The 25449-nt window shown below is 65.4% G+C and carries 30 protein-coding genes; 19 read left to right on the top strand and 11 right to left on the bottom strand.

The annotated features are described in order from the left end of the window. Positions 1-150 precede the first annotated feature (150 nt). From NMQ14_RS18125 to NMQ14_RS18115, 3 genes are all read right to left on the bottom strand, one after another. A complete protein-coding gene (locus NMQ14_RS18125) occupies positions 151-1059 on the bottom strand; it encodes an alpha/beta fold hydrolase (protein ID WP_257098272.1) in 909 nt (302 codons plus the stop codon). Further along, positions 1056-2039 carry an SLAC1 anion channel family protein gene (locus tag NMQ14_RS18120; protein ID WP_257098271.1) on the bottom strand — a complete coding sequence of 328 codons (984 nt, stop codon included), beginning with the start codon at positions 2037-2039 and terminating at the stop codon, positions 1056-1058. Before NMQ14_RS18120 ends, NMQ14_RS18125 begins: the two co-directional genes overlap by 4 nt. Before the next feature lie 73 nt (positions 2040-2112). Further along, a complete protein-coding gene (locus tag NMQ14_RS18115) occupies positions 2113-2757 on the bottom strand; it encodes a peroxiredoxin (protein ID WP_257098270.1) in 645 nt (214 codons plus the stop codon). A gap of 510 nt (positions 2758-3267) precedes the next feature. Here NMQ14_RS18115 and NMQ14_RS18110 point away from each other — a divergent pair. Both NMQ14_RS18110 and NMQ14_RS18105 read left to right on the top strand, forming a co-directional pair. After that, positions 3268-3948 carry an MBL fold metallo-hydrolase gene (locus NMQ14_RS18110; protein ID WP_257098269.1) on the top strand — a complete coding sequence of 227 codons (681 nt, stop codon included), beginning with the start codon at positions 3268-3270 and terminating at the stop codon, positions 3946-3948. Between the two features lie 38 nt (positions 3949-3986). After that, positions 3987-4403, top strand: coding sequence for a hypothetical protein (locus NMQ14_RS18105; RefSeq protein WP_257098268.1), 417 nt, complete (start codon positions 3987-3989; stop codon positions 4401-4403). A gap of 70 nt (positions 4404-4473) precedes the next feature. Here the strand turns inward: NMQ14_RS18105 and NMQ14_RS18100 are convergent, their stop codons facing one another. Both NMQ14_RS18100 and NMQ14_RS18095 read right to left on the bottom strand, forming a co-directional pair. Beyond that, positions 4474-5388 carry a nucleotidyl transferase AbiEii/AbiGii toxin family protein gene (locus NMQ14_RS18100; RefSeq protein ID WP_257098267.1) on the bottom strand — a complete coding sequence of 305 codons (915 nt, stop codon included), beginning with the start codon at positions 5386-5388 and terminating at the stop codon, positions 4474-4476. Beyond that, positions 5385-6122 carry a type IV toxin-antitoxin system AbiEi family antitoxin gene (locus NMQ14_RS18095; RefSeq protein ID WP_257098266.1) on the bottom strand — a complete coding sequence of 246 codons (738 nt, stop codon included), beginning with the start codon at positions 6120-6122 and terminating at the stop codon, positions 5385-5387. The genes NMQ14_RS18100 and NMQ14_RS18095 overlap by 4 nt, the downstream gene beginning before the upstream one ends. Positions 6123-6683: 561 nt before the next feature. Here NMQ14_RS18095 and NMQ14_RS18090 point away from each other — a divergent pair. From NMQ14_RS18090 to NMQ14_RS18075, 4 genes are all read left to right on the top strand, one after another. Next, positions 6684-7187, top strand: coding sequence for a Panacea domain-containing protein (locus NMQ14_RS18090; protein WP_257098265.1), 504 nt, complete (start codon positions 6684-6686; stop codon positions 7185-7187). After that, a complete protein-coding gene (locus NMQ14_RS18085; protein ID WP_257098264.1) occupies positions 7184-7561 on the top strand; it encodes a hypothetical protein in 378 nt (125 codons plus the stop codon). Before NMQ14_RS18090 ends, NMQ14_RS18085 begins: the two co-directional genes overlap by 4 nt. Before the next feature lie 321 nt (positions 7562-7882). Next, positions 7883-8683 (top strand): HNH endonuclease, encoded by an 801-nt coding sequence (locus NMQ14_RS18080; protein ID WP_257098263.1) that lies wholly within the window; start codon positions 7883-7885, stop codon positions 8681-8683. Beyond that, the gene (locus NMQ14_RS18075) at positions 8680-9042 is read left to right on the top strand and encodes a hypothetical protein (protein ID WP_257098262.1); all 363 of its coding nucleotides are present in this window, start codon (positions 8680-8682) and stop codon (positions 9040-9042) included. The genes NMQ14_RS18080 and NMQ14_RS18075 overlap by 4 nt, the downstream gene beginning before the upstream one ends. Positions 9043-9100: 58 nt before the next feature. On the opposite strand, the gene petA is transcribed toward NMQ14_RS18075, so the two are convergent. Then, a complete protein-coding gene (gene petA / locus NMQ14_RS18070) occupies positions 9101-9724 on the bottom strand; it encodes a ubiquinol-cytochrome c reductase iron-sulfur subunit (RefSeq protein WP_257098273.1) in 624 nt (207 codons plus the stop codon). Between the two features lie 303 nt (positions 9725-10027). Beyond that, entirely contained in the window at positions 10028-11371 is a 1344-nt protein-coding gene (locus NMQ14_RS18065) for a sigma-54-dependent Fis family transcriptional regulator (protein WP_257098261.1), read from the bottom strand. Between the two features lie 172 nt (positions 11372-11543). Here NMQ14_RS18065 and cydP point away from each other — a divergent pair, with 172 nt between their 5' ends. The 10 genes from cydP (at position 11544) to NMQ14_RS18015 (ending at position 18921) form a co-directional block, all read left to right on the top strand. Next, on the top strand, positions 11544-11741 hold the full coding sequence (gene cydP, locus NMQ14_RS18060) for a cytochrome oxidase putative small subunit CydP (RefSeq protein WP_257098260.1): 198 nt from the start codon (positions 11544-11546) through the stop codon (positions 11739-11741). Further along, positions 11731-13311 (top strand): cytochrome ubiquinol oxidase subunit I, encoded by a 1581-nt coding sequence (locus NMQ14_RS18055; protein WP_257098259.1) that lies wholly within the window; start codon positions 11731-11733, stop codon positions 13309-13311. Before cydP ends, NMQ14_RS18055 begins: the two co-directional genes overlap by 11 nt. Before the next feature lie 13 nt (positions 13312-13324). Then, positions 13325-14464, top strand: a complete 1140-nt coding sequence (gene cydB, locus NMQ14_RS18050) for a cytochrome d ubiquinol oxidase subunit II (protein WP_257098258.1) — start codon at positions 13325-13327, stop codon at positions 14462-14464. 25 nt (positions 14465-14489) lie between these two features. Beyond that, entirely contained in the window at positions 14490-14651 is a 162-nt protein-coding gene (gene cydX / locus NMQ14_RS18045; protein WP_257098257.1) for a cytochrome bd-I oxidase subunit CydX, read from the top strand. Beyond that, positions 14626-14919, top strand: coding sequence for a cyd operon YbgE family protein (locus tag NMQ14_RS18040; protein ID WP_257098256.1), 294 nt, complete (start codon positions 14626-14628; stop codon positions 14917-14919). The genes cydX and NMQ14_RS18040 overlap by 26 nt, the downstream gene beginning before the upstream one ends. A 48-nt stretch (positions 14920-14967) precedes the next feature. Next, positions 14968-16323, top strand: a complete 1356-nt coding sequence (locus NMQ14_RS18035; RefSeq protein WP_257098255.1) for an NAD(P)/FAD-dependent oxidoreductase — start codon at positions 14968-14970, stop codon at positions 16321-16323. A 10-nt stretch (positions 16324-16333) separates the two neighbouring features. Then, positions 16334-16702, top strand: a complete 369-nt coding sequence (locus tag NMQ14_RS18030; RefSeq protein ID WP_257098254.1) for a hypothetical protein — start codon at positions 16334-16336, stop codon at positions 16700-16702. Then, positions 16699-17079, top strand: a complete 381-nt coding sequence (locus NMQ14_RS18025; RefSeq protein ID WP_257098253.1) for a rhodanese-like domain-containing protein — start codon at positions 16699-16701, stop codon at positions 17077-17079. The genes NMQ14_RS18030 and NMQ14_RS18025 overlap by 4 nt, the downstream gene beginning before the upstream one ends. A 127-nt stretch (positions 17080-17206) precedes the next feature. Continuing rightward, entirely contained in the window at positions 17207-17755 is a 549-nt protein-coding gene (locus NMQ14_RS18020; RefSeq protein WP_257098252.1) for a rhodanese-like domain-containing protein, read from the top strand. A gap of 44 nt (positions 17756-17799) precedes the next feature. Beyond that, entirely contained in the window at positions 17800-18921 is a 1122-nt protein-coding gene (locus NMQ14_RS18015; protein WP_257098251.1) for a glutaredoxin family protein, read from the top strand. A 465-nt stretch (positions 18922-19386) separates the two neighbouring features. On the opposite strand, the gene lipA is transcribed toward NMQ14_RS18015, so the two are convergent. From lipA to NMQ14_RS17995, 4 genes are read right to left on the bottom strand one after another with little or no spacing between them, the layout of a single operon-like run. Continuing rightward, positions 19387-20349, bottom strand: coding sequence for a lipoyl synthase (lipA, locus tag NMQ14_RS18010; protein ID WP_257098250.1), 963 nt, complete (start codon positions 20347-20349; stop codon positions 19387-19389). Then, a complete protein-coding gene (gene lipB / locus NMQ14_RS18005) occupies positions 20346-20987 on the bottom strand; it encodes a lipoyl(octanoyl) transferase LipB (protein ID WP_257098249.1) in 642 nt (213 codons plus the stop codon). Before lipB ends, lipA begins: the two co-directional genes overlap by 4 nt. Then, positions 20984-21244: a YbeD family protein gene (locus tag NMQ14_RS18000; RefSeq protein WP_257079264.1), complete on the bottom strand. Its 261-nt coding sequence runs from the start codon at positions 21242-21244 to the stop codon at positions 20984-20986. Before NMQ14_RS18000 ends, lipB begins: the two co-directional genes overlap by 4 nt. Positions 21245-21253: 9 nt before the next feature. Continuing rightward, positions 21254-22399, bottom strand: coding sequence for a D-alanyl-D-alanine carboxypeptidase family protein (locus NMQ14_RS17995; protein WP_373457210.1), 1146 nt, complete (start codon positions 22397-22399; stop codon positions 21254-21256). Positions 22400-22557: 158 nt separating this feature from the next. On the opposite strand from NMQ14_RS17995, the gene NMQ14_RS17990 reads away from it, so the two are divergent. From NMQ14_RS17990 to NMQ14_RS17980, 3 genes are all read left to right on the top strand, one after another. Beyond that, entirely contained in the window at positions 22558-22893 is a 336-nt protein-coding gene (locus NMQ14_RS17990; RefSeq protein WP_257098247.1) for a hypothetical protein, read from the top strand. Positions 22894-23013: 120 nt separating this feature from the next. Then, positions 23014-24237, top strand: coding sequence for a TolC family protein (locus NMQ14_RS17985; protein WP_257098246.1), 1224 nt, complete (start codon positions 23014-23016; stop codon positions 24235-24237). 51 nt (positions 24238-24288) lie between these two features. Beyond that, positions 24289-25443 carry an efflux RND transporter periplasmic adaptor subunit gene (locus NMQ14_RS17980; protein ID WP_257098245.1) on the top strand — a complete coding sequence of 385 codons (1155 nt, stop codon included), beginning with the start codon at positions 24289-24291 and terminating at the stop codon, positions 25441-25443. Positions 25444-25449 lie beyond the last annotated feature (6 nt).

Raw genomic sequence — 25449 nt, 5'->3', positions numbered from 1 at the left:
GCTGGCTTGAAAGCATCGAGCCAGACGTTAACAGCCTTCTTCCTTGTTTACAATAACTTGCGTAAAAACAAGTTTATCTGCCAGTGCTAACTGAACGGCATTACCGCTCTGCCCTCGCCGCGATGCGCACTTCGCACTGTGATGGTCACCTCACCGATCGCGACGGGGCCGTCGCTCCCACAGCCCTTCGCTCGTGGTCTGGTCGCGAAGCCATGTCAGTGCGCCCTCGTTGTGGGCGTTCCCACCCGACGCGGCCAGAAAGGCCATCAGCGCGGCGCGCGCGTGTGGCAGGGCGGCGCTCAGGTCATGCTCGGCATCGAGGGAAATCAGCGGTGTGCCGGGCCGCGCGGCCACCAGCCGGTGTGCTTCGCTGATCGGAACGGTGCTGTCGCGCAAACCGTGCGCCAGCAGCACCGGGCAGCGGACTTTTGGCAGCGTGGCCAGCGGCGCGATGTCGTCGAATCGAGCACCGATCACGTGCTGCACGTGGCGCGTGATCAGCGCACCGAAGGGGCGCCACGGAATGCCCATCGCCGAGAGGTAGCGCCGCATCATGTCCTGCGGGTGCGCGAAAGCCGACAGGCTGATCACCGCCTGCGCACGCGGCCGCCGGCTGGCTTCCAGCAGCACTGCGGCGGCGCCGACCGAATGCCCGATCAGCGACAGCCGCGCCGGATCGACGTCATCACGCGCGCACAACCAGTCCAGCCCGGCGGCCACGTCGTCGGCGAAGCGCGGCAGCGACATGAAGTCGATGTCATCGCTGTCGCCGTGGCCGCGCGCATCGAGCAGCAGCACGGCGTGGCCGGCCTCGTGCAGCGGGCGGGCCAGCGGCAGCATCATCGACGCATTGGCGCCCCAGCCGTGCATCACCAGTGCGGCCGGTGCGCGCGGTCCGGCGCCGGCCGGCACGAACCAGCCGTGCAGGCGCCGGCCATCGCAGGCCGTCAGCCATACGGTGACCGCCGGCAGTCCGAAGTCTGCCGGCGTGGTCGCATGCGGCTCGCGGGTGGCCGCAAAGCGTCGCAGCAGCCAGCGGCGCCAGGGCGAGGCGCTCACTCGGGTATGCAGATGCGGCCTTGCAGCGCCGCCTGCACGGTTTTCGTCACCAGTGCGACCAGCACCAGCGTGAGCACCGCAAGCAGCGCAAGTGCCAGCACGCTGTAGAAGCCCTGACCGGTGCGCACGCCCATTTCGAAGGTGGCGATGGTCATCGCTGCCAGCGGAAAGGAATACGCCCAGGCAGAAATGAAGAAGGGCAGGCGGACGAAGCGCAACGCATTGCTGGCCAGCAGCAGCGTCAGGAAAAGGGCGCAGAAGTACAGGATGCGCGCGAACGCATCGACCTCGCCGCTCAGCGCGACATACGACAGGAAGCCGACCGACGGGGGCGCGATCAGGATGAACAGCGTCGGCGCAAGACGTGCCGGCAAGGGTTCGTGAAAGAACAGGCGGTACAGCACCAGCGTCATCAGCACGATCCAGAACACCAGACCGATGCTGAAGAAGAACCAGCTCACATCGGCCGGCGCAAAGCGCACGCCCACGATAGGCACCAGGATGTTGCCGACCACCGGGATGAACCAGGCCGGGTTGGCGTGCTGTATCACGTAGTGCGTGTGGTGCAGCCAGCTGCTCATGACGTACAGCGTGAAGCCAAGCTGCAGCGCGGCACCGATGCGCCACATCCAGCTGGCCGCTGCAGGTGCGTCGGGCGCCCACGCAATCGCCAGCAGGATGAGTCCGATCGAGATGGCCGGAAAGAAATTCAGCCGCACCGGGTGCCGCCGCTCCGCCGCCACCTCCGCCGGATGGCGCGCCAGCTTGGCGGCGTACATCGCGAGCAGGAAGAGGTAGAGCGCCGACGCCACCCAGCGCAGCAGCTGCGTGATCTCGACGGGTGCGCCGAGCGCGTGGTGTGCCTTCATCCACGCGATCGCAAGTCCGGCAGTCCCCATCACGATGGCGAACAGCGACACCGGAAAGTGGGCCAGGCGACCGGCGTGCGCCGCGGTTTCGTTGAAGGTGGCATCACTCATGATTGTTGATCTCCGCGCGTTGATCGTCGGTTCCGGCAGCCACGCGGTGGCTGGTCGGATACCTGTTTTTTGCCTACAGCGTCCTGGTCGAGAAGTACCAGTCCACCGTGTCGTAGCCTTCGGAGGCGCGCTTTTCAGCGGCTTCGGCGGTTTTCGGTGGCGGCACGATGACCGGCTGGCCCGGGCACCAGTTTTCCGGCGTGGCGACGCCATTGGCATCCGAGGTCTGGAGTGCCGTCAGCAGCCGCACGAATTCGTCGATGCTGCGGCCGTTGCTCATCGGGTAGTACACCATCGCGCGCAGCACGCCGTTCGGGTCGATGAAGAAGGTGGCGCGCACGGCCTGCGTGTCGGCGGCACCCGGATGCACCATGCCGTAGGCGCGGGCGACGTCCATCTTCAGGTCTTCGATGATCGGAAACGGAATGTCGACGCCGAACTTCTCCTTGATATTGCGCACCCAGGCGAGGTGTGAGAACAGGCTGTCGATCGACAGGCCCAGCAGTTCGCAGCCCATCCCGGAGAATTTCGGTGCCGCCTTGGCGAAGGCGATGAATTCGGTCGTGCACACCGGCGTGAAGTCGGCCGGGTGCGAAAACAGGATGAGCCACTTGCCGCGGTAGTCCTCCAGCTTGCGGTCACCGTGCGTGGTACGGGCGCTGAAGGCCGGAGCCGGTTCGTTCAGGCGCGGGAAGGTCGATTGCTGGGTGTTGTCCATTTCAGTTCTCCATGTCTCGAATGCATGTGCCGGTGCGGTGTCGTCTGCCCGGCGGATCAGGTCGACCACGCAATGCGCGGCCGGCATGTCGTGTTATCAAGTTGTGTGCCACCTGTCTGGCTCCGATGAATATCTGGAGAAACAAAATAATTTCAATAACTTGAATATATTCCCCAGCGTGTGACAAGGTCATTTCGGGCTGCCAGGGCAGCATGCGGCAGTGGCCCCGACTGCCAAACATGGCGCTCCTGCCCGTCATGTCGGGCACGTCTGCCGTGTCACCGCGGCTGGCGCATCGAAGCAGGATCGGAACGGCGCGACGGCGCGCCCTGCCAACGCCGTCAGTGCGATGGCAGCCTGGCTGCCAAAGGCAGCCGGATCCGCCGGGTGCTGCCGCATGCGCGGCCCTGCATCCCACTGATTCAATGGATGTTCTGCACTGGTGAACGCGGCTGGCACGGCGCTTGATAGGGCAGTGCACGACATCTTTCGCGCACTGCCGAGCCCACCGTGTATTTCCACCCGATCGAAGACCCTGACGCCGGCCAAATCGGTTATCTGCTGGCCGATGCCGGCTCGCTGGACGCGGTCATCATCGATCCGCCGCCGCGCAGCACCGAACTGCTGCTTGCGCTGCTGGCCGAGCGCCGATTCCGGCTGAGCCACGTGCTGCGCACCCATGTCCATGCCAGCCAGCCGCTGAACTGCAGCGCGCTGAGCGAGCTGACCGGTGCCACGCTGGTCATCGCCGATGGCGTCGGTATCAATGCCGCCTGCCCGGCAAAGGTCGAGCGTGCGGTGCACGGCAGCACGCTGGTGTTCGGTCAGGAGGTGCTGCGCGTGCTCGCGACGCCCGGGCACACCGCGCACTGCGTGAGCTATCTGTGGCGCGATCGCCTGTTCTGCGGCGATGCCTTCGATCTGGGCAGTTGCGCCGATGGCGACGATGACGCCGATGCCGGCCTGCTGTACGACAGCCTGACCTGCCGCCTTTTCATGCTGCCGGAACAGACCCTGGTGTTTCCGGCCCATCCGCTGCGCGGGCGCCGCGTGGCCACGCTGGGCGAACTGCGCCTGCGCAGCGCACCGCTGCTCGCCGGCAGTCGCGACGCCTTCATCACCGACATGACATCCAGACGCGCCGCACTGCTGCGGCACGCGCGTCCTTCGCCCCCGGCGAAGCGGCGCTGAAACGCCACGCCTTCCACTCACCACCCGGAGACTCACCCATGAAGAAAGCACTCGTCACCCTCGCACTCGCCACCCTGTCGTCGGTCGCACTGGCCGACAAGCAGGCCGTCACCGTCATCCTCAGCGCCGAAAGCGGCATGACCCAGGGCATGGCCATGGTGCTGGCCAACCAGATGCAGGAACAGGGCGGTCAGGTCGACATCCTGCTGTGCGACAAGGCCGGCGACCTCGCGCTGAAGGGCGCCGGCGGCACGCCGCTCAAGCCCAAGGACGTCACGCCCGCGCAACTGCTGGATGCCGCCATGAAGAAGGGCGCCACTGCCTCCGTGTGCGCGATCTATCTGCCGAACACCGGCCACAAGCCGGACATGCTGAAGGACGGCATCGCGCCGGCCAAGCCGGATGCCATGGGTCGTGCGCTGATGGAGCCGAACCGCAAGGTCGTGGCGTTCTGATCGGCGCGGCGGGCGGTCTGCGACAGGCGGGCCGCCTGCGCCCGCCAGATGTATGGGGGTGCGTCCTTGCTCAGCCGCTCAGCCGCTCGGCGAGCAAGTCAGCCTGCTCGGCAAACTTCTTCGGGTTGGTCTTCTGCAACTGCGCCAGGTTTTGCAGCTTCCACCGTACGCCCGGCAGATGTTCGAGATCGGCGACATCCAGCAGCGCCCATTCGGGCGCGCCAGCCACCAGCGACAACAGGAAGCGCCGCTCGTCATCGTCCAGCCCGCGCTGAATCTCCCGCAGCAGTCGCTCGCGTGTTTCAAGCAAGCCTGCCAGCGGCACGGGCTCTGCTGTCATGCCCTTGAAGTTGTGCTCGAAGTCGTTCTGGATGTTTCGCAACGGCGGGAACAGCACCTCGTGCACCGGCCGGTTGCTGCTGGCCAGATAGACCACAAAGGCGCGCCTGATGCCGGGAGTGATGCCTTCGTGCGCGAAAAGCTGCATCACGTCGAACAGGTCGCGCGGGTGCTGCCGGTCAAGCGCTGCGACCAGCTTGCCTCCGTACAGATCCTCCAGCGATACCAGCGGAATTTCCAGATCGGCCATCAGCACATCGCGCGCAGTCGGCGTCAGCGAGGCACGGCGCACGGGTCTCACGGTGCCCCGCATCACGAAGTTCACTTCGATCTTGACCTGCACGGCGCCACGGCGGACCAGCAGTTTGGTTTCTCCAGCAGCCGCTGCCGGCGCATGGGTCTGGAAGCCCTGCTTCGTCAAACGTTGGGCCGACTGGCGGACAGCCTCGTTGATGCGTGTCAGCGCCTCGTCACGCGGCAATCTGTGGTCAGGGAAGACCAGATCGAGGTCCACCGACAAGCGCGGCATGTCGCGCACGAACAGGTTGATTGCGGTGCCGCCCTTCAGCGCGAAGGTGTCATCCGCGAACACCAGCGGCGCGACTTGCGTCATCAGACGCGCGGTGTCGAGATAAGTCTGGTTCATGCCTTGAGCACCAGCAGGCCGTCGGCTGATCGGGACACCCAGGGCCGGTCGCCGCCCGTCGGCAGCGAAGCGGGATCGAGCGCGGCCGCCCAGGGCATCGAGGCCTCCCGGCCAAGCTGCAGGCACAGGCGTACGGTCTTGACGCTCGTGCAACGCTGCAGCAGTTCGCGCAGCACGTCGGCGCGAAGGCTGTAGCTGCTCTCCACGAGTTCGCGCGCCTCCTGCAGCGGTTGGCGCACGCCCACGTCGCTCAGCAGTTCCAGCAGCGCGCGTTCAGGCGTCGATACCAGCGGTGCCCCGCTGCGCTTCTCGAACGGGCCAGCGTGCAGCAGTGCGTCGGGCTGTTCGTCGAACAGGCGCTTGCGGTGGTACTCGGCCGGGAAGCGCTCGGTGAACCACTCCGGCAGGCGCCCGGCCGCCCAGCCATACAGTTGCAGCACCGGTTGCTGCGCCACGTACTGACGCACGCCGTACCAGTCCAGCGCCGACTTCCCGCCCACGTGCAGACCGGCGAAGCGGCGCTGCAGCAGCAACAGGCTCGGATGCAGCGCCAGCGTGTCGTTCGGGCGGCAGAACACTCCGCGCGTCAAACGCGTGAGCCAGCCTGCGCGCACGTAGTGCACGGCCAAGTCTGCCGAAATGCCCAGACCCGCCAGATCGGCCGAGGTCAGGGGCGCTCCGGACGGCAGGCGGGTATAGAGCGCATTTAGTTTGCTTGTTCCAGTCGTAGCCATACTGCGATTCAAACACTTTATTCAAATGCCCGTCAATTTGATATTTTGAGTTGAATCGTAGTCCGGCTACGGTAGCGATGAACTTTTCAGGCTGCTGGGGGGCGGTATACTGATGTTTGATTGTTGTGTCAGGTATTTTGGTGACAAGGTGCTTGCGCCCATTTGAGCGCACATTGCGTGATCTAGTGGCTGCATACGGAAGGCTTGCCTTCTTTCGCGGCAGGTGGTGCGAGCACCAAACTTACGTCGAAGTGATAACACCACGCATCGGTTCCGGAAGGGCGGGCGGATGATGGCTTCGCTGTGCGCCATCGTCTGACAAGTGTTCAGTGATCTGCGGTAGACAAGTTGCTTACCTATTCCACGATGCGCATACGCGAGAAGCTAGCCGGGCTTTGGGAGTTGCGGTGCCTCTTCTGTTGAAGGTGATGGTAACAAACCTAATCCCGTTGACTGTATAAAAATACAGCTCTATGATAACTGCGTGTCGCGGTTACGGGCTTGCAGCCAGCAAAACCCATGGCCGCACGCGGTTACATGATAAGTAGAGGAGATAGCACCATGCTCTACAGCCCGAAGTCGATAGCGAACTACTTTCTAGATTTGGCGAAGGCAAGTGGGCAGCCCATTAGCCCTATGAAACTTCAAAAGCTTGTGTATTACGCGCACGGGTGGTTTGCCGGTCATACAGGACAACCTCTGATTGACGAAGCCGTCGAGGCTTGGCAGTACGGGCCTGTAATTCCGTCGCTGTACCATGAGTTTAAGCGCTTTGGCGCAAGCGATATCACCGGCAAGGCAACGGACTTTGAAGGTCTTAAGCTTCGAGAGGTGCCGCCTCCCGACGACCCAGCACTCCGCAAGTTTTTGGAGAACGTGTGGAACAGTTATGGGCAGTTCTCTGGCATTCGGCTATCCGAGATGACTCATGCGCCCGATGGGCCGTGGGATCAGACTTGGAAGTCCTCTGCGGGTATGCGTGGTGCTGACATTCCGTTCGATCGAATTGCTGAGCACTTCAAAGCAGCAGCCGAAAGGGTGAAGCAGCGGAGTGCGCAGGCTTGAGCACGATCGATCAGGGGCAGGCGCCGAGCAATGGTGGAATAGGCTCCTTCCCCATCGACCCCAGTGCAGAGCCGCAGCAGAATACTCCAGCCGTAGTAACAGGGCAGGACGAAACCGAGTTCTACAGGCGAACTGGGGCGCAGGAGCGGCTTCGTCACAACGAGCAGAATCTTGGTTACTTGGGGAAGTTCTTTGGCGCGAATTCATCTGCACCCACGAATATCGCGGGCCTTGTGGTGATTTGCTCACTGATCATCTTGGTCATCAGCCTCTTTTTTACAGGCAACAGCGAGATGGCTGAGGCACGCAAGTGGTTGATCGGGCTTATCACTTCCGCGCTTAGCTTCATCTTTGGCGCAGCTTCGAAGCATTAGCCTCACTGGCAGTAGATGCAATTGGCTAGTAGGGATCTGAAACTTAGCTTCATCTCCCCTTACAGCGCTGCTGGTCAATGCGCTGTCTGTACCGCCACGCTGTCAGGCGCACTGCTGTTGCTGGGCATCGTCGTCATCACGCTGTTGCGGCCAGGGTATTGAAGCTTCAGGCGTGGTGGCTTGGTTCGGGAAGACAGCGTCTGCGGCGCGGCGAGCCAAACACTTTGTTGTGTCGATAACCCGCGCCTTGGCTAAACTCATCGCTACGTCATCAGCCCTCGGGAGCCGGCAGCAGCTTCGGTTGCTTTGCCTGAAATCGTCATGCGTGAAGGCCGTTGGACAAGAGATCAACTGAAGCTCGCCTTTCACTTGTATTGCCAGCTTCCATTCGGAAAGCTGCATTCGCGCAATAACGAGGTCATGCAGTTGGCCGGCCAGATCGGCAGAACGCCGTCAGCCGTGGCCATGAAGCTTGTGAACTTCGCCAGCCTCGATCCGGCGATCACGAGTACGGGCCGCAAGGGCCTTGATGGCGCGTCTGCGCTCGATCGTGAGATCTGGGCGGATTTCCATGCTGACTGGGAAAGTCTGGCACTTGAGTGCGAGCGACTGCGCAAGCAATTCGTGGCGGATGCTGCGGTCGACCCGATGGAAGAGGAGACGCTACAGGGCTTAGAGATTCCGGACGATTTCACCGGCGAATCCCGCCGCGTGCTGACCGAACAGCGCATCAAGCAGAACTTCTTCCGCCGCGCTGTGCTGGCCAGTTATCGTGGTCGATGTTGCATGTCCGGTGTTTCCGAACCGCGGCTGCTCATTGCAAGCCATATCGTGCCGTGGAAGGCGGACAAGGCAAACCGGCTCAATCCGGGCAACGGGCTGTGTCTTTCCGCCATTCATGACCGCGCTTTCGACCAAGGGCTCATTTCGCTGAGCGACGACTGGAAAGTCCTGCTGTCGGAAAAGCTGCGCCGATCCGACGAGCCCTTCGTCGAGTCCGTCTTCAAACCGCTCGAAGGCCGCACGATCGAGTTGCCGCATCGCTTTGTGCCTGAGGCCGCTTTTCTTCGAAGGCACCGCAGCGAGGTATTTCTCGACAACCGCTGGGCAGGTTTCGCATGAATGAGTACAGCATTTTCGACTACCTCTACCGCGATGCAGGCAACTACAAATCGTGGCGCAGCCTGTTGCTCGAAGGCCGCGCGACTTCAGCCGACATTGAGGCGGTCAAGGCAAGCCTTGACCGTGGTGAGTTCTTCATCGCCGAACAGCTCGGAATTCCGGCCGCTTATGCGAAGCCGGAGGAAGACAAGAGCACGCCGACTGAGGATGACCACGTCTGGCATGAGTTTTCCGAGCTGCGACCCGCACTGGCAGACGAGATGGCTGGTGAGCCGTGGGGAGCGGTCGCTGAACTCGTGATGCGGTTCAGGTCGGTGACGCGATGGGATGAACGGCTGTCGCCTCATTGGGATCTGTGAGGTCATCCGCAAAAGGGCTGATCGCGCCCACGGCCTTGATCGACTTCGGTCCCCGGCTTCAGGCCGCGATCGCGCCGTCGTCGCCGATCAGCAGCCGCGTATCCGACAGCCACTGGTAGGGCGGCACTTCGAGATTGGTCGGCGCCGGCTGGTTGCGGAACACGCGTCCCGCGAGGTCGAAGGTCGAGCCGTGGCAGGGGCACAGGAAGCCGCCCGGCCAGTCGTCGCCCAGCCCCGAAGTGCTGCCGGTGTCGATCTTTTCGCTCGGCGAGCAGCCGAGGTGGGTGCAGATGCCGATCACCACCAGATAGTCGTCGCGGCGCGCGCGGGCCCGGTTGGCGGCATAGCCGGGCTGCTGGGCCTCGGCCGATGTGGCGTCGGCCAGACGCGCCTCGTGCCGCTCGAGCGCGGCCAGCATGTCGGGCGTGCGGTGTAGCACCCACACCGGTTTGCCGCGCCATTCGACGGTCATCATGCTGCCGGGCGCCAGCTTGCTCACGTCGGCTTCGACCGGCGCGCCAGCGGCGCGCGCCCGATCGGACGGCGCGAAGCTGGACAGGAAGGGGACGGCGGTGGCTGCGACGGCAATTGCGCCGACGCCGGTGGTGGCGATCAGTAGGCGGCGGCGGTCGGCGCACATCGCGTGCGGGAGGAGGGCGGGCAGTTCGGTCGTGTGGGTCATGGCATGGGCTCTGGTGATGCGGAAAGGGACGAAGCCGGCGACCCGGGTCACGGCGGGCATCGGGGCCGCCGCACGGGCTGCGCGCGTGTTGAAGGGCGCGGCCCGCACGGTCGAGCGGGGCGCTGCCTGCCCCCGGTTGCCGGTTTCTGTCACGGGACATTCGCAATCCGCGTGCCACCCGGCCGGTGCGCCGCTGCGCGCCGTTTGCGGCCGATGTACCGGTGGGCATCCACTGCCGCACTGCCAGCGCAGGCAGGGCTGCCTGCCAGCGATGGCGCAGTCGCGCCGCCTGCAGCGCCGCTTTCAGTCCTGCGCGATGCCCAGCGCGCGCAGCCGGCGGTACAGCGTGCGTTCGCTGATGCCGAGCTTGCGGGCGAGCTCATGGCGGCTGCCGGTGTGGTTGCGCACCACACGCGCGAGCATCTGACGCTGCGCCTCTTCCAAATCGACCGCGCCCTCGCCGTCTGCCGGCAGACCGTCTGTCGCGTCACGGCGGGCAGCGCCTGCGCAGCCGATGCAGATTTCCTCATCGAGATGCTGCGTGCCGATCTCTTCGCCGTCGCACAGCAGGCTCGCGCGTTCCAGCACATTGCGCAGCTCGCGCACATTGCCCGGGAAGGCATAGGCCTGCAGCGCGCGCATGGCCGCAGGCGCCACGGTCAGCCGACGGCCCGGTGCGACGCGTGCCAGCAGCGACTCGACCAGCAGCGGCAGGTCTTCGCGCCGTTCGCGCAGCGGCGGCACGACGATGGGGAAGGCGTTCAGCCGGTAGTACAGATCCTGCCTGAAGCGGCCTTCGGCGATCATCTGCTTCAGCGGCCGGTGCGTGGCCGACACCAGGCGGACGTCGGCGCGCATCAGCTCCGTGGAGCCTACGCGGCGATAGGTGCCGGTTTCCAGCAGGCGCAGCAGCTTCACCTGCATGGTCAGCGGAATGTCACCCAGCTCGTCGAGGAACAGCGTGCCACCGCTGGCCGCCTCGACCAGACCCGCCTTGCGTGCGATGGCGCCGGTGAAGGCGCCCTTCTCGTGGCCGAACAGCTCGCTTTCGAACAGCGTGTCCTGCAGGCCGGAACAGTCCACCGCGACGAAGGGGCGGTCGGCGCGCCGGCTCGCGTCATGCACCGCCTGCGCCACCAGTTCCTTGCCGCTGCCGGATTCGCCCTGCAGCAGCACGCTGGCATCCGACGGCGCCACCCGCGCGACCAGTTCGAGCATGCGCTGGAAGGCGGGCGCGCGGCCGATCAGGCCGCTGCGTTCGGATACGCCGCGCGCCACCTTCAGCGGCTCCATCTTTTCGATGAACCACGCGATGTCGCCGCTGCCGTTGCGCACCGGCGTCAGTTCGATGTTCACGTATTCCTCGCCGCGCGGCGTCTGGTGCAGATGCAGCACGCGCTCGCGCTGCTCTGACTCCAGGCTGCGCGCCAGCGGGCAGGCCTCGCCCGCGCGGTCGCACGGCACGCTGTAGTGGTGCGACACGTCGTAACAGGTGCGCCCGACCACGCTGCGCCCGCCGCCGTACTGCGCGCGGTAGGCCTTGTTGGCGGCGATCACGCGGTAGTCGCGGTCGAACAGGATGTGCGGCTCGGGTGCCAGTTCGATGAAGGACACCAGTTCGGGCAGCGGACGCAGTTCGTCTGACATGGCACTGACAGTTCTGACGTGATCGGGCTGTCAGTCTGTGTCGCTGTCAGCCACAAGGTCAAGCACTGCATGCTGACCAATATCACAAGCTACTGATCCGTAAAGAATTTATCAACGCCGGTCCGGCTGGCACGACACTTGATAGGTCATGGCTGTTCAAGCGGAGTGCGCCATGAATCTGGCAGACCGGAAGTTGTTGCGTGAAATCGTCGTGGTCGTCGTCCTCAAGCTGGTGGTGCTCACCGGCCTGTGGTGGGCCTTCGTCCGCGATGCGCACGTGACGGTCGACGCAGCCGCGGTCGCCGCCCAGGTGTCGGCGCCGTCCCGCATTGAATTCCCTTCGACCACCGGAGACCGTCATGGTCAGTGAACAACTCGTCGATCTGTCCCGGCTGCAATTCGCAGCCACCGCGATGTACCACTTCCTGTTCGTGCCGCTGACGCTGGGCATGGTGTGGCTGCTGGTCATCATGGAAAGCGCGTATGTCATGACCGGCAATGTGATCTACAAGGACATGACCCGCTTCTGGGGCAAGCTGTTCGGCATCAACTTCGCGCTCGGCGTCACCACCGGCATCACGCTGGAATTCCAGTTCGGCACCAACTGGGCCTACTACTCGCATTACGTCGGCGACATTTTCGGCGCGCCACTGGCGATCGAGGGGCTGATGGCCTTCTTCCTCGAATCGACCATGATCGGCCTGTTCTTCTTCGGCTGGGACCGTCTGTCGCGCCGCCGGCATCTGCTGGTGACGCTGCTGATGGCGATCGGCACCAATCTGTCGGCGCTGTGGATCCTGATCGCCAATGGCTGGATGCAGAACCCGGTCGGCGCCGAATTCAGTTTCGTCACGATGCGCATGGAACTGACCGACTTCTGGGCCGTGGTGTTCAACCCGGATGCCCAGGCCAAGTTCGTGCATACCGTGTCGGCCGGTTACGTGACCGGTGCCATGTTCGTACTGTCGATCTCGTCCTGGTATCTGCTGCGCGGTCGCGACACCGAATTCGCCAAGCGCAGCTTCCGCATCGCCGCCGCCTTCGGCTTCGCCTCGGTGTGTTCGGTCATCGTGCTCGGCGACGAATCGGGCTACACGGTGGGTGAGGCGCAACAGACCAAGCTCGCGGCGATGGAAGCGATGTGGGAGACCGAACCCGCGCCGGCCGGCTTCAACGTGATCGCGATCCCGAACGAGGCGGAAATGCGCAACGACTACGCGCTGCACATTCCCTACGTGATGGGCCTCATCGGTACGCGCTCGCTGGACAAGGAGCTGCCGGGCCTGAAGGACATCCTGGTCCGCAACCGCGAACGCGTGGTGACCGGCATCGAGGCGGTGAAGCTGCTCGACACCCTGCGCGCCCATCCGGAGAACGCCGACGCACGTGCGGCCTTCGACAAGGTGAAGGCCGATCTCGGCTTCGGCCTGCTGCTGAAGAAGTACGTCGCGTCGATGGACGACGTGACACCGGCGCTGATCGACCGTGCCGCCCGCGACACGCTGCCGCGCGTCACACCGCTGTTCTGGACCTTCCGCATCATGGTCGCGCTCGGCTTCGCCATGCTGGCGCTGTTCGGCCTCGCGCTGTGGTCCTCGATCAAGGGCGATTTCGCACAGCGGCCCTGGTTGCTGAAGTGGTCGCTGTGGTGTCTGCCGATGCCGTGGATCGCGTCGGAAATGGGCTGGTTCGTCGCCGAGTACGGGCGTCAGCCCTGGACCATCTACGGCGTGCTGCCGACCCATCTGTCGGTATCGACGCTCAGTGTCGAAAGCCTGTACGGCTCGCTGGCCGGCTTCGTCACCTTCTACACCGTGCTGCTCATCGTCGAGATGTACCTGATGGTGAAGTTCGCCCGTCAGGGCCCGGGCAGCCTCGGTACCGGCCGCTATGACCACGAGGCGTCCCACGCCACCTCCGCCCCGCCCGCACACGCCTGAACGGAGAACGATCATGTTCGACTACGAAACCCTGAAGATCATCTGGTGGCTGCTGGTCGGCGTGCTGCTGATCGGCTTCGCCATCATGGACGGCCATGACATGGGCGTGGGCACGCTGCTGCCCTTCGCCGGGCGCAACGACGAAGAACGTCGCGTCATCATCAACACCGTCGGTCCGCACTGGGACGGCAACCAGGTGTGGTTCATCACCGGCGGCGGTGCGATCTTCGCCGCCTGGCCGCTGGTGTACGCGACCGCGTTCAGCGGCTTCTACTGGGCCATGCTGGCCGTGCTGTGGGCGCTGTTCTTCCGCCCGGTCGGCTTCGACTACCGCAGCAAGATCCACAACGCGACCTGGCGCAGCACCTGGGACTGGGGTCTGTTCATCGGCGGTGCGGTGCCGCCGCTCATCTACGGCGTGGCCTTCGGCAACCTTCTGCAGGGCGTGCCGTTTTACTTCGAAAACACGCTGGTGTCGCACTACACCGGCAGCTTCTGGCAGCTGCTCAATCCGTTCGCACTGCTGTGCGGCGTGGTGAGCACGGCGATGATCACGATGCACGGCGCCATCTATCTGGCGCATCGCACCGAGGGCGACATCCAGCGCCGGGCGCGCACCGCTGCGCTGCTGTTCGGCCTCGTCATGCTGCTGGGTTTCACCGCTGCAGGCATCTGGATTGCAGCGGGCGATTTCGGCTACGCCATCACGTCGGTCGTCGACGCGGCGGCACAGCCCGATCCGTTGGCCAAGACGGTGGTGCGCCAGCCGGGCGCCTGGCTGGCCAACTACGCCGCCGCACCCGCGACGCTCGTCGTGCCTGCGCTCGCCTATGCCGGCGCGGCGCTTGCCCTGTTCGCCGTGCTGCGCGGTCGCACGCTGAGCGCCTTCGTCGCGTCGTCGTTTGCCATCACCGGCGTCATCGGCACCGCAGGCGTGTCGATGTTTCCCTTCGTCATGCCGTCCTCGACCGTGCCCGGCGCCAGCCTGACGGTGTGGGACGCGGTATCGAGCCAGCGCACGCTTGGAATCATGTTCTGGGCCACGCTCATCTTCATGCCCGTCATCGTTGCCTACACCAGCTGGGCCTACAAGGTGATGGCCGGCAAGGTGACCACGGCGTGGCTGCGCGAGAACGAACATTCGGCCTACTGAGCCCCTGCAATCAAAGGAGATGCACATGTGGTATTTCGCCTGGGTACTGGGCATCGGCTTCGCGGTGCTGCTGGCCATCCTGAACACGCTGTGGGGCGAGAACGAGGCGGCGCGCGAAGAGTCGCGCCTGGATGCCATCCGCGCACGCGGGGAGAACGACCATGGTCGCGACGCACACGCCGGCTGAGCCGACAGCTGCCGGGTCGATACGGCCGCTGCCGCTGCTGGCGGCCATCGCCATCATGCTGGGCATCACCGCCTGGCCGCATGCGCTGGCAGCGCCAGCCGGCGGCGCCGACCACTGGGCGGCGATGGCGCTGTTCTGGGCGATGAGCGCCGGTTTCGTGTCCGGCGTCGGTTTCCGCCCGCGTTTCATTCTTTGGCGAGCAGGCTTTTCGGGTCTGGCCTGCTTCACCGGCATCGCGCTTGCCGTGCTGCGCCTGCAGACCCTTTAGATACTTTCCCAGAAAGCCATACACGGCGGAAAGCCGGGAGGAGACATCATGACAACGCGGATACAGGACGCCACGGTCACGGCGGCGCCCACTGACATCGGCCGGCGGCGCTTCATGCTGCGCGCTTCGGCACTGCCGCTGGGCGCTGCGGCACTTGGCGCTGCAACCTCGCGCCCGGCGCGGGCGGCGGTGAAAACCTCGGCGCACATCGTCATCGCCGGCAGCGGGCTGGGCGGCGTGGCCATCGCCAATCGCCTTTCGCGCGAACTCGACGGCGCGAAGATCACGATTGTCGACCGCAAGGAAATCCACAACTACCAGCCGGGCTACACGCTGGTGGCGACCGGCATCTGGCCGGTGGACAAGGTGAGCGACCGCAACGCCGACCTGCTGCCCGGCCGCGTCGAATGGGTGAAGGACATGGCGGCCGGCTTCGACCCCGACGCCAGCACCCTGATCACCGAAGGCGGCCAGCGCATCCGCTATGACTATCTGGTGGTGGCGACCGGCCTGCACCTCGACTACGCGCAGATCGAAGGCATGGACGTGTCGGCCATCGGCGCCAACGGCCTGACCAGCGTGTATCCCGGTCCGCAGGCGGCGCAGGCGACCTGGCTGGCGATGGATGCCTTCCGCCGGCAGGGTGGCGAGGCGCTGATGACGCTTCCGGCGACGCCGCTGAAGTGCGCCGGTGCGCCGCTGAAGATGACCTTCATGCTGGTCGACCGCCTGCGCGAAGCGGGCAAGCGCGCGTCGTCGAAGGTGGGCTTCCACTCCGCGCTCGACAACATCTTCAGCGTGAAGCCGGTCAATGACGATGTGCTCCGCCGCTGGGCCGACCTGGACGTGCCGGTCACCTTCAACAGCAAGCTGGTCGGGATCGACATCGGCGCGCGGCGCGCCACCTTCCTGACACCCGAGGGCGAGCGCAACGAACTGGGCTACGACTTCATCCACGTGGTGCCGCCGATGCGTGCACCGGACGCGGTGAAGAACAGCCCGCTCGCCTGGCAGGACGGACCCTTCGCCGGCGGCGGCTGGCTGGAGGTGGACAAGGACACGCTGCGCCACCGCCGCTATCCGAACGTGTTCGGGCTGGGCGACATCAACGGCACGCCGCGCGGCAAGACGGCGGCGACCATCAAGAAGAGTGCGCCCATCGTCGCGCGCAACCTGATCGACGTGATCGCCGGCGGCGAGCCGTCGCAGCGCTTCGACGGCTATACCTCCTGCCCGCTGCTGCTGCGCGAAGGCTCGGCGCTGCTGGTCGAATTCGACTACGAAGGCCGGCTGGTGCCGTCATTGCCGATGATCGAGCCGCTGCAGGACAGCTACTTCGCCTGGTTGATGAAATACCGCCTGCTCAAGCCCGCCTACATGGCGGTGGCCAAGGGCAGGGTGTGAGGAGAACGACATGTACGAAATATGGCTGGGCCTGAACATTGTTTTCGAACTCGCGCTGACCGCATTGCCGTGGCTGGGGGGGGCCGCGGCGCTATGGATCGCGCTCATGTCGGCGGCGCTGTTGCGCCGGCACGCCCACTGGCGGGAAGCGCTTCCGGCATCGCTGGTGATCGGCGCAACCTTTGCCGCACTGGCGCTCTGGCTGGTGCCGTTCGTGACCCGGTCCTCGATCAGCGAAATGGGCTACTGGGTCGACTGGGCCAATCTGATCGGGCTGTCGGTGGCTGTCGGCGGTCTGGCGTTCGCTTTCGTCTGGCCCCTGTTGACGGCGGTGTCCGGCCCGCGCCAGGACACGCCCACGTCGGGACAACCCACATGAAAACCGCTCACGATCTGGTCTGCCAGGCGCGCGCGCACATTCGTGAAGTCGAGCTGGAGGCCGCCCCCGCGATGCTGATCGAAGCGGACATCCTGATCGACGTGCGCGAAGCCGACGAATACGCCACCGGCCACATTCCCGGCGCCATCAACATACCGCGCGGCTTGCTCGAGTTCCGGCTGAGCAGCACGCCGGGACTGGAGTCGCGTGCCCTGAGCGTTGTCGTGTACTGCAAGACCAGTGGTCGTGCAGCGCTGTCGGCGGCGACGATGGCGGATATGGGCTACCTGAACGTTCACTCGATCGCGGGCGGCTTCGATGCCTGGGCCGCAGCCGGAAAGCCGGTGGTCAAACCCGCGCTGCCGGATTTCGAATGACACCTGACCGGGCGCTGCCGAAGCCGGACGATGGCGCTGTGCGTCGGTGATCGCAGTCACTGGCAGGCACGCGCGAAAGGCGCACGATGAAACCATGCATCCGCACTGACCCTGGAGAAAGCACATCATGAAAAGACTGTTCCTCGCCGCCGCGCTGTCGCTGGCAACGCTCACCGCATCCGCCGTCGATATCGCGATTTCGGCGGCCGACGCCCACGCCGCCGTGCAGAAGGCCGACAGCAAGGTGCTGCTGGTCGATGTGCGCGATCCCGTCGAAATCATGTTCGTCGGCTTTACCGACGCGGCGCACGTGAACATTCCCTACCTGATCGTCGATCGCACGAAGTGGAATGCCGAAAAGAACGTGTTCAAGACCTTCCAGAACCCCGACTTCGCGGCTCAGATCAAGGCCGAACTGGACAAGCGCGGGCTGGGCGCCGATGCCGAAGTCATCACCATGTGCCGTTCCGGCAGCGAACGCGGCGAGCCGAGCGCATCCTTTCTGCGCGCAAATGGTTTTCCGAACGCGCGCTACGTCGAACACGGCTTTCAGGGCGCGCAGATCAAGGACGGCCCGCAGAAGGGCTTCCGCCTGCAGAACGGCTGGCAGAACTCCGGCCTGCCGTGGAGCATGAAGATGAATCCGGACAAGATGTATCGCAGCGACCGGCCGTAACAAGGGCGCGATAATCGGGCGCTGCTCAAGGCTGCCGTTGCCCGATGACCATCGCCCGCACCCGAATTGTCCTGCTGCATCTGTTGTGGTGCGTGCTGCTGGCCGTGTCCGCGACGGCCGTCCGGGCCGGCGACACGGATGACACGCTGCATGTCTATGTGCAGCGCGGTTGTCCGCACTGCGCCGAGGCGAAGCGCTTTCTTGACGACGTGCAGACCTCGGCGCGGCCGGGGCTGCGCATCGTCTATTACGACGTGATTGCCGATCAGGCGGCACGCGACGAGCTGATCGCGCTGTCGCAGCAGGCCGGCATCTGGCCGCCCGGCGTGCCCACCTTCGTGCTGGGCGGGCGGGTGATCAGCGGTTTCGAGGGCGGGCGGGCGCTGCTCGCCTTCATCGCCGACACCGGCCGGGCCCCGCCGTCCGCCACGCTCCACCTGCCGCTGATCGGCGAACTCGATGTGGCGCGGCTGGGCCTGCCTGCATTCACGCTCGCACTCGGCCTTCTCGACGGCTTCAATCCGTGCGCGATGTGGGTGCTGCTGTTCCTGCTGTCGCTGCTGGTGCGCCTGCAGGATCGCCGACGCATGGCGCTGATCGCCGGCACCTTCGTGCTGGTCAGCGGTGCGGTCTACTTCGCCTTCATGGCGGCCTGGCTCAACCTGTTTCTGGCGGTCGGTCTGACGCCGCTGGTGCGCGGCGCACTGGCTTCGCTGGCGCTGCTCATCGGTGCGATCAATGTGAAGGATTTCTTCGCCTTCGGCCGCGGGCTGTCGCTGTCCATCCCCGAGTCGGCCAAGCCCGGCCTGTATGCACGCATGCGACGCGTGATGCAGGCACCGTCATTGCCGGTGTCGCTGCTGTCGGTGGCTGCGCTCGCCGTGCTGGTAAACCTGATCGAGCTGCTGTGCACGGCCGGTCTGCCGGCGCTCTACACCTCGGTGCTGGCGCAGCATGCGCTGAGCCCGGCGGCGCACTACGGCTATCTGGCGCTGTACATCGCCGGCTACATCGCCGACGACGCGCTCATGGTCGGTACCGCGGTTGCCGCATTGGGCAGCGGCAAACTCACCGAGCGCGGCGGGCGCGTGCTCAAACTGGTCAGCGGGCTGGTGATGCTGGCGCTCGGCGCGGTGATGCTGCTGCGCCCCGACTGGCTCGTCTGATCAGCAACTTCTGCGGGCGCGGCGATCCACGGTTGGCCCTGCATGGCCAACCGGCTCCGCGGGCGGCGGGCAGTGCTCGCCGAAACCCCCGCTCCGCCCTCGCCGCGATACGCACTTCGCACTGCGATGGTCGTTGCACTGATCGCGACGGGGACGTCGCTCCCACAGTCCCTGCGCTTGAGGTTTCGCCGTGGTCTCCGGGCGCGCTGCCCTTGTGGGAGCGGCGATCCACGGTTGGCCCTGCATGGCCAACCGGCTCCGCGGGCGGCGAGCAGTGCTCGCCGAAACCCCCGCTCCGCCCTTGTGGGAGCGGCGGCCTCGCCGCGTTAGGCACTTCGCACTGCGATGGTCACCGCACTGATCGCGACGGGGCCGTCGCTCCCACAGTCCCTGCGCTTGAGGCCTTGCCGTGGTCTCCGGGCGCGCCGCCCTTGTGGGAGCGGCGGCCATCAGTTAAAGGAGCGATCAGCGGCCGATACTTACACCGGCGGCGTGCGCCTGCTGGTCGGCGTGGTAGCTGGAGCGCACCATCGGGCCGCAGGCGGCGTGGGTGAAGCCCATCGCGTTCGCTTCGCGTTCGAACATCGCGAAGCCGTCCGGATGCACATAGCGCAGTACCGGCAGGTGGCCGCCGGACGGCTGCAGGTACTGGCCCAAGGTCAGCATCTGCACGTCGTGCGCGCGCAGGTCGCGCATCACCTGCAGGATTTCGTCGTCGGTTTCGCCCAGCCCGAGCATCAGGCCGCTCTTGGTCGGCACCTCCGGATGCAGCGCACGGAATTCCTTGAGCAGGCGCAGCGAATGCGCATAGTCAGAGCCCGGTCGCACCTGTGCGTACAGCCGCGGCACCGATTCGAGGTTGTGGTTCATCACGTCCGGCGGCGCGGCGTTCAGGATGCCCAGCGCAACGTCGAGCCGGCCACGGAAGTCGGGCACCAGCACTTCGATGGTGGTGCGCGGCGAATGGGTGCGCACTGCGCGGATGCAATCGACGAAGTGCTGCGCGCCGCCGTCGCGCAGGTCGTCGCGGTCCACGCTGGTGATCACCACGTAATTCAGCTTCAGCGCGGCGATGGTTTTCGCCAGCTTCTCCGGCTCGTCGACATCCAGCGGGTCGGGCCGGCCATGGCCGACATCGCAGAACGGGCAGCGGCGGGTGCACTTGTCGCCCATGATCATGAAGGTCGCCGTGCCCTTGCCGAAGCACTCGCCGATGTTCGGACAGCTCGCCTCTTCGCACACCGTGTGCAGGTCGTGTTCGCGCAGGATCTGCTTGATCTCACCGAAGCGGCTGTCCGGGCGCGCGGCGCGCACGCGGATCCAGTCCGGTTTGCGCAGCGTTTCCGCCGGCACCACCTTGATCGGAATGCGGGCGGTCTTCAGCGAACCCTTCTGCTTGTGGGTCGGGTCGTAGGTGGTGTCGGTCATGGCGGTGTCGTGCCTGTCGGGTAGAGGGCGCGCTGTAGCGCGTCGGTCAGTTGCCGGCAGATCGCCTCCGGTGGGAGATCGATGCCGAGGTCGCGCGTCTGTGTCACGCGCAATCCACTGTAGCCGCACGGGTTGATCGCGGCAAACGGTGAAAGATCCATGTCGACGTTGAGCGACACGCCGTGATAGGTGTGGCCGTGCTTCACGCGCAGGCCGAGCGCGGCGATCTTGGCGTCGTCACCGGCCGGGCCGACATAGACGCCGGGTGCGCCGGCGCGCCGCCGGGCGTCGATGCAGTGGCCGGCGAGCAGGTCGATGACCGCCTGTTCGATGCGGTTGACCAGTTCGCGCACGCCGAGGCCGGCGCGTTTCAGGTCGAGCAGCGTGTAGATCACGACCTGGCCGGGGCCGTGGTAGGTGATCTGGCCGCCGCGGTCGGATTCGACCACCGGCACGCCGATATCGTGCAGCAGGTGTTCGCGCTTGCCGGCCAGACCGAGCGTGAACACCGGCGGGTGTTCGACCTGCCAGAACTGGTCCGGCAGGTGTTCCGCGGCGGCGCGCGCGTTGTACGCCTTCATCGCGTCGAACACCTCGCGGTAGCCGGCCCGCCCGAGCGGCACGACCTGCGCCGTCACAGCACCACTTTCACCATCGGGTGGCTGCTCAGTTCGCGGTACAGCGCGTCGAGCTGTTCGCGCGAGGTGGCGTTGATGGTCGCGGTGAGGCTGATGTAGCGCCCGCCCGACGACGGCCGCATTTCCAGGCTGGCCGGCACGAAGTCCGGTGCGTGGCGCAGCACCACATCGACCATTTCCTGCGCGAAGTCGTCATGGCGCTCGCCCATGATCTTCAGCGGAAAGTCGGTCGGAAATTCGAGCAGGCTGTCGGTCATGTCAGCGTGTCACCAGCCGAACCACAGTCGTATCGTGTCCCAAAGGCGGCGGAAGAAACCGCCTTCCTCGACCGCCGTCTGCGCCACCAGCGCCACTTCGCCGACCGGCTGGCCGTCGACCAGCAGCTTCAGCGTGCCCAGTTGCTGGCCGACGGCGACCGGCGCGATCACCGGCGTGGTCAGCACGATGTCGCGCGTGGCCTTGGCCGCCTGGCCGCGCGGCAGCGTCAGCACCACGTCGCTGGCCGGGCCGACTGTGACCTGCGCCGCGGCACCCTTGTACACAGCGGGCTGGCCGAGCGCCTCGCCGGCGGCGGCGAGCTTCGCGTTCTCGTAGGCGTTGAAGCCGTAGTTCAGCAGTGCGCGCGACGATTCGACGCGGCCGTTCTCGTTCGGCGCGCCGAGCAGCACAGATACCACGCGACGCCCGTCGCGCTTCGCCGACGACACCAGGCACCAGCCGGCGGCATCGGTGAAACCAGTCTTCAGGCCATCCACACTGGGGTCGATCGTCAACAGGCGGTTCCGGTTGCCCTGCTTGATGTTGTTGTAGGTGTAGTCGAGCGTCGAATACAGCCCGTAGTACTCCGGAAAGTCGCGGATCAGCGCCCGCGCGAGCAGCGACAGGTCGCGTGCGGTCGTGAAATGTCCGGCTTCCGTCAGGCCGTTGGCGTTGCGATACTGCGTACCGGTCATGCCGAGGCGCTGTGCCTCGCGCGTCATCATCTGCGCGAATGCTTCTTCCGAACCGGCGATGACTTCGGCCAGTGCAACACAGGCGTCATTGCCAGACTGGATGATCATGCCCTTGAGCAGTTCTTCGACGGTGACCGGGCGATCCGGCGCGATGAACATTTTCGAGCCGCCGGTCTTCCAGGCTTTCACGCTGACCGGCACGGTCTGGTCGGGTTTGAGCTGACCGGTCTTGAGGGCCTTGAAAGTCAGATAGGCCGTCATCAGCTTCGTCAGCGAAGCGGGCTCGACCTGGTCGTCCGGCCGCGATTCGGCCATGACGGCGCCCGATTCATGATCGACCAGCAGCCAGGCTTTCGCGTCCGGCTGCGGCGGCGGAATCAGGTCTGCAAGCACAGGAGACGGCATCAGCACGCTCAGGACGGGAAGGACAAATGCAGTGCAGCGCAACAACTTCAGCATGTAAGGTTACCGGTGTGGGAGAACAGCTGACATAGTTTAGCAAAGCTGGCCGGGTGGCCGGCATGGATGCTGCTTGATGCTGTATTGTGGTGCACTGCAAAATCCGCGGCGCGCCAAGGGAAGGAACTTTTGACCGACGCCACGACTCGGAGGCCTCTATGGTTCTCGCACGTACGCTGCTGTTCATCGGCTTGATGTTGATCGCGCTTTCGTCGCTCTGGACGAGCGCGGATACCGCCGTTGACGACAGTTTCGATGCACCGTTCGGGTGCGCAACATGCGCCAGCGTCGAAGCGTCACTCGATGTGCCGCTCGATGCGCACAGTGCGCTGAGCCATTTTCTCAGTATCGCGGGTGACCCGACCGATCCGGTCGCCGCCCACGTCAGCCCCGGCCGGTCCTTCTCTGCGCGCCCTGCGCTGGATAGCGAAGTGTTCGCTCTGCAGCAGCCCGAACCCGCGCAGGTTCTGTTGCGGCCGCCCCGGCTCGCCTGATCGGGCGCCCTTCGGGGATGCCACGCGCCGGGTTCCGCCTGGTGCTCCTGACCGTTTCATGGCTGCGTGGCCGGATGTGCACGCAGCCGGTCCTGTCCATCGAAATCACTACGCAGATCCATGAAAACAAAAGCTATTGCCTTGCTGGCCGTCATTGGCCTTTGCGTGCAGGTGGCGCACGCCGCCGAGCCTTACACGCTGGAACAACTGAAGGCGCTGGCGCTGGAATCGAATCCTTCGCTGGGCGCCGCGCGGGCCGATGTCGACGTCAGTCGCGCCGACACCATCACCGCGCGCGCCTATCCCAATCCCGAGCTGGAAGTGATGGGCGGTGACCGGAACTCGCGCGGCCCCAATCTCGCGCCTGGTTCGCTCGGCACGATAGCGCTGTCGCAGCGCTTCGATTACCCGTCGCAGCGCGACGCCCGGCTGCGCGTGGCCGAGGCCGGCGTGCTGTCGGCGCAGTCCGGCGTGCAGTCGTTCGAGATCGACCTGCTGGCGCAGTTGAAGCAGAACTACTACCTGGTCATCCGTTATCAGGATGAACTGCGCGCCGCGCAGGAAGATCTGGAACTGGCGCGCTCGATCCGCAACCGGGTCGAAGTGCGCGTCAATACCGGCGAGGCACCGCGGTATGAACTGATCCGCGCCGACACCGAACTGCTCACCGCGCAGAAGAATGCTGACGCCGCCGTGCTGCGCATCGTGCAGGCGAAAGCGCGGCTGCGTGCGCTGGTCGCCGGCCAGCTGCCGGAAGATTTCGACCTGCAGGGCGAGCTGGAACGCGACGCCGAGCTGCCGCCGCTGGGTCAGCTGCGCGACGACATGCTGGCGCGCAACCCGGAAATCTTCCGCTTGAAGGCCGAGATCGATCGTTTCACCGAGCAGCGCGAACTGGAAAAACTGCGCCGCATGCCGGACGTTTCGCTCAAGCTGGCGCGCGACCGTGATCCGGAATACGACGCCAATCGCATCGGCGTCGCGGTGACCATTCCGATCTTCGATCGCCGTCAGGGCCAGATCGCCCAGGCCGGCGCGCAGGTCGAGCGCACACGCCTGCAGCTTGAAAACAGGCTGTTCCAGCTGCAGCAACAGCTTGATGCCGCCTATCGCCAGTTCGAACTGTCGCGCAATCAGGTCAGCGCACTCGAAACCGGCATCGTGCGCGAAGCCGAAGCCGCATTGAAGGTGGCCGAAGCCGCCTACCGGTTCGGCGAGCGCGGCATCCTCGACTTCCTCGACGCACAGCGCGTGTTCCGCGCGGTGCGCAACGAACTGATCAGCGCGCGCTACGAACTGAGCGCCGCCGTGGTCGAGATCGAGCGGCTCAGCGCCGCCCGCTGACGCGCTGCCCGCTCCGCTACCCATTCCAATCATCAAGATCCTGGACCGAACATGACTTCAATCACCCGTCCGCTGCTCTACGCCAGCCTGCTTGGCGCCTCCCTGATATTTGCCGGCTGCGGTGAAGCCGACAAGGCCGAACCGACCAGGGCGGCTGCACCGGCCGACCCCAATCTGGTGTCGGCCGGCGAAAACCTGACCCGCATCATCCAGTTGGGTGAAGTGACCAGCGTCGAACTGTCCGACATGCTGCGCGTGGCCGGTCAGGTCGATTTCGACGAACAGCGCATCACCCGCATCGGTGCCACCGTCACCGGCCGCATCAGCGAGCTGCAGGCTATGCTGGGCCAGCAGGTGAAGGTCGGCCAGACGCTGGCGGTGCTCAACAGCACCGAACTGGGCGCCGCCCAGCTGGCCTACATGAAGGCACGCGCACAGGCGCAGCTGAACCAGCGCAGCGTCGAGCGTGCCCGTCAGCTGCTCGACGCCGACGTGATCGGCAGCGCCGAGCTGCAGCGGCGCGAGAGCGAACTGGCCATTTCGCAGTCCGAACAGCGCGCCGCGGCCGACCAGCTGCGCGTGCTCGGCCTGTCGCACAAGGCAATCGAAAAGCTGTCGGAAACCGGCGCCATCAACTCGGTATCGCCGGTCGTCGCGACCATGGCGGGCACCGTGGTCGAGCGCAAGGTCACCCAGGGTCAGGTGGTGCAGCCCAGCGAAGTGCTGTTTTCCATCGCCGACCTGTCGCGCGTGTGGGTCGAAGCCGAAGTGCCGGAGCAGCAGGCCGGTCAGGTGCAGGCGGGCCAGAACATCCAGGTCGAAATTCCTTCGCTCGGCCAGCGCCTCACCGCCAAGCTGATCTACATCGCCGACACCGTCGATCCGGTCACCCGCACGGTCACTGTGCGCAGCGAACTCGACAACAGCGACCGCTCGCTCAAGCCCGCCATGCTGGCCACCGTGCTCATCGAAACCCGCCCGACCAAGCGACTCGCCGTGCCGGGCAAGGCGGTCGTGCGCGAGAGCGACAGCGACCAGGTGTTCGTCGAAGTGGCGCCCGGCCAGTACCGCATGACGCCGGTCAAGCTCGGCCAGGCGATCGGCGAGGTGCGGCCGGTGATGTCCGGACTGACCGAAGGGCAGCGCATCGTGGTCGACGGTGCCTTCCATCTGAACAACGAGCGCAAGCGCAAGGAAACGGATTGATGCCGT

The sequence above is a fragment of the Methyloversatilis sp. XJ19-13 genome, assembly GCF_024580155.1.
GTDB lineage: Bacteria > Pseudomonadota > Gammaproteobacteria > Burkholderiales > Rhodocyclaceae > Methyloversatilis.
The sequence above is the reverse complement of the archived record's forward strand: the minus strand, read 5'-3'. Positions and strand labels throughout refer to the sequence as shown.

Bases quoted from the DNA above. Each gene is read 5' to 3' on its own strand.
- NMQ14_RS18120 (WP_257098271.1), bottom strand. From the start codon at position 2,039: ATGAGTGATGCCACCTTCAACGAAACCGCGGCGCACGCCGGTCGCCTG.
- NMQ14_RS18115 (WP_257098270.1), bottom strand. From the start codon at position 2,757: ATGGACAACACCCAGCAATCGACCTTCCCGCGCCTGAACGAACCGGCT.
- NMQ14_RS18105 (WP_257098268.1), top strand. From the start codon at position 3,987: ATGAAGAAAGCACTCGTCACCCTCGCACTCGCCACCCTGTCGTCGGTC.
- NMQ14_RS18100 (WP_257098267.1), bottom strand. From the start codon at position 5,388: ATGAACCAGACTTATCTCGACACCGCGCGTCTGATGACGCAAGTCGCG.
- NMQ14_RS18095 (WP_257098266.1), bottom strand. From the start codon at position 6,122: ATGGCTACGACTGGAACAAGCAAACTAAATGCGCTCTATACCCGCCTG.
- NMQ14_RS18090 (WP_257098265.1), top strand. From the start codon at position 6,684: ATGCTCTACAGCCCGAAGTCGATAGCGAACTACTTTCTAGATTTGGCG.
- NMQ14_RS18080 (WP_257098263.1), top strand. From the start codon at position 7,883: ATGCGTGAAGGCCGTTGGACAAGAGATCAACTGAAGCTCGCCTTTCAC.
- NMQ14_RS18075 (WP_257098262.1), top strand. From the start codon at position 8,680: ATGAATGAGTACAGCATTTTCGACTACCTCTACCGCGATGCAGGCAAC.
- petA (WP_257098273.1), bottom strand. From the start codon at position 9,724: ATGACCCACACGACCGAACTGCCCGCCCTCCTCCCGCACGCGATGTGC.
- NMQ14_RS18065 (WP_257098261.1), bottom strand. From the start codon at position 11,371: ATGTCAGACGAACTGCGTCCGCTGCCCGAACTGGTGTCCTTCATCGAA.
- cydP (WP_257098260.1), top strand. From the start codon at position 11,544: ATGAATCTGGCAGACCGGAAGTTGTTGCGTGAAATCGTCGTGGTCGTC.
- NMQ14_RS18055 (WP_257098259.1), top strand. From the start codon at position 11,731: ATGGTCAGTGAACAACTCGTCGATCTGTCCCGGCTGCAATTCGCAGCC.
- cydB (WP_257098258.1), top strand. From the start codon at position 13,325: ATGTTCGACTACGAAACCCTGAAGATCATCTGGTGGCTGCTGGTCGGC.
- cydX (WP_257098257.1), top strand. From the start codon at position 14,490: ATGTGGTATTTCGCCTGGGTACTGGGCATCGGCTTCGCGGTGCTGCTG.
- NMQ14_RS18040 (WP_257098256.1), top strand. From the start codon at position 14,626: ATGGTCGCGACGCACACGCCGGCTGAGCCGACAGCTGCCGGGTCGATA.
- NMQ14_RS18035 (WP_257098255.1), top strand. From the start codon at position 14,968: ATGACAACGCGGATACAGGACGCCACGGTCACGGCGGCGCCCACTGAC.
- NMQ14_RS18030 (WP_257098254.1), top strand. From the start codon at position 16,334: ATGTACGAAATATGGCTGGGCCTGAACATTGTTTTCGAACTCGCGCTG.
- NMQ14_RS18025 (WP_257098253.1), top strand. From the start codon at position 16,699: ATGAAAACCGCTCACGATCTGGTCTGCCAGGCGCGCGCGCACATTCGT.
- NMQ14_RS18020 (WP_257098252.1), top strand. From the start codon at position 17,207: ATGAAAAGACTGTTCCTCGCCGCCGCGCTGTCGCTGGCAACGCTCACC.
- NMQ14_RS18015 (WP_257098251.1), top strand. From the start codon at position 17,800: ATGACCATCGCCCGCACCCGAATTGTCCTGCTGCATCTGTTGTGGTGC.
- lipA (WP_257098250.1), bottom strand. From the start codon at position 20,349: ATGACCGACACCACCTACGACCCGACCCACAAGCAGAAGGGTTCGCTG.
- NMQ14_RS18000 (WP_257079264.1), bottom strand. From the start codon at position 21,244: ATGACCGACAGCCTGCTCGAATTTCCGACCGACTTTCCGCTGAAGATC.
- NMQ14_RS17995 (WP_373457210.1), bottom strand. From the start codon at position 22,399: ATGCTGAAGTTGTTGCGCTGCACTGCATTTGTCCTTCCCGTCCTGAGC.
- NMQ14_RS17990 (WP_257098247.1), top strand. From the start codon at position 22,558: ATGGTTCTCGCACGTACGCTGCTGTTCATCGGCTTGATGTTGATCGCG.
- NMQ14_RS17985 (WP_257098246.1), top strand. From the start codon at position 23,014: ATGAAAACAAAAGCTATTGCCTTGCTGGCCGTCATTGGCCTTTGCGTG.
- NMQ14_RS17980 (WP_257098245.1), top strand. From the start codon at position 24,289: ATGACTTCAATCACCCGTCCGCTGCTCTACGCCAGCCTGCTTGGCGCC.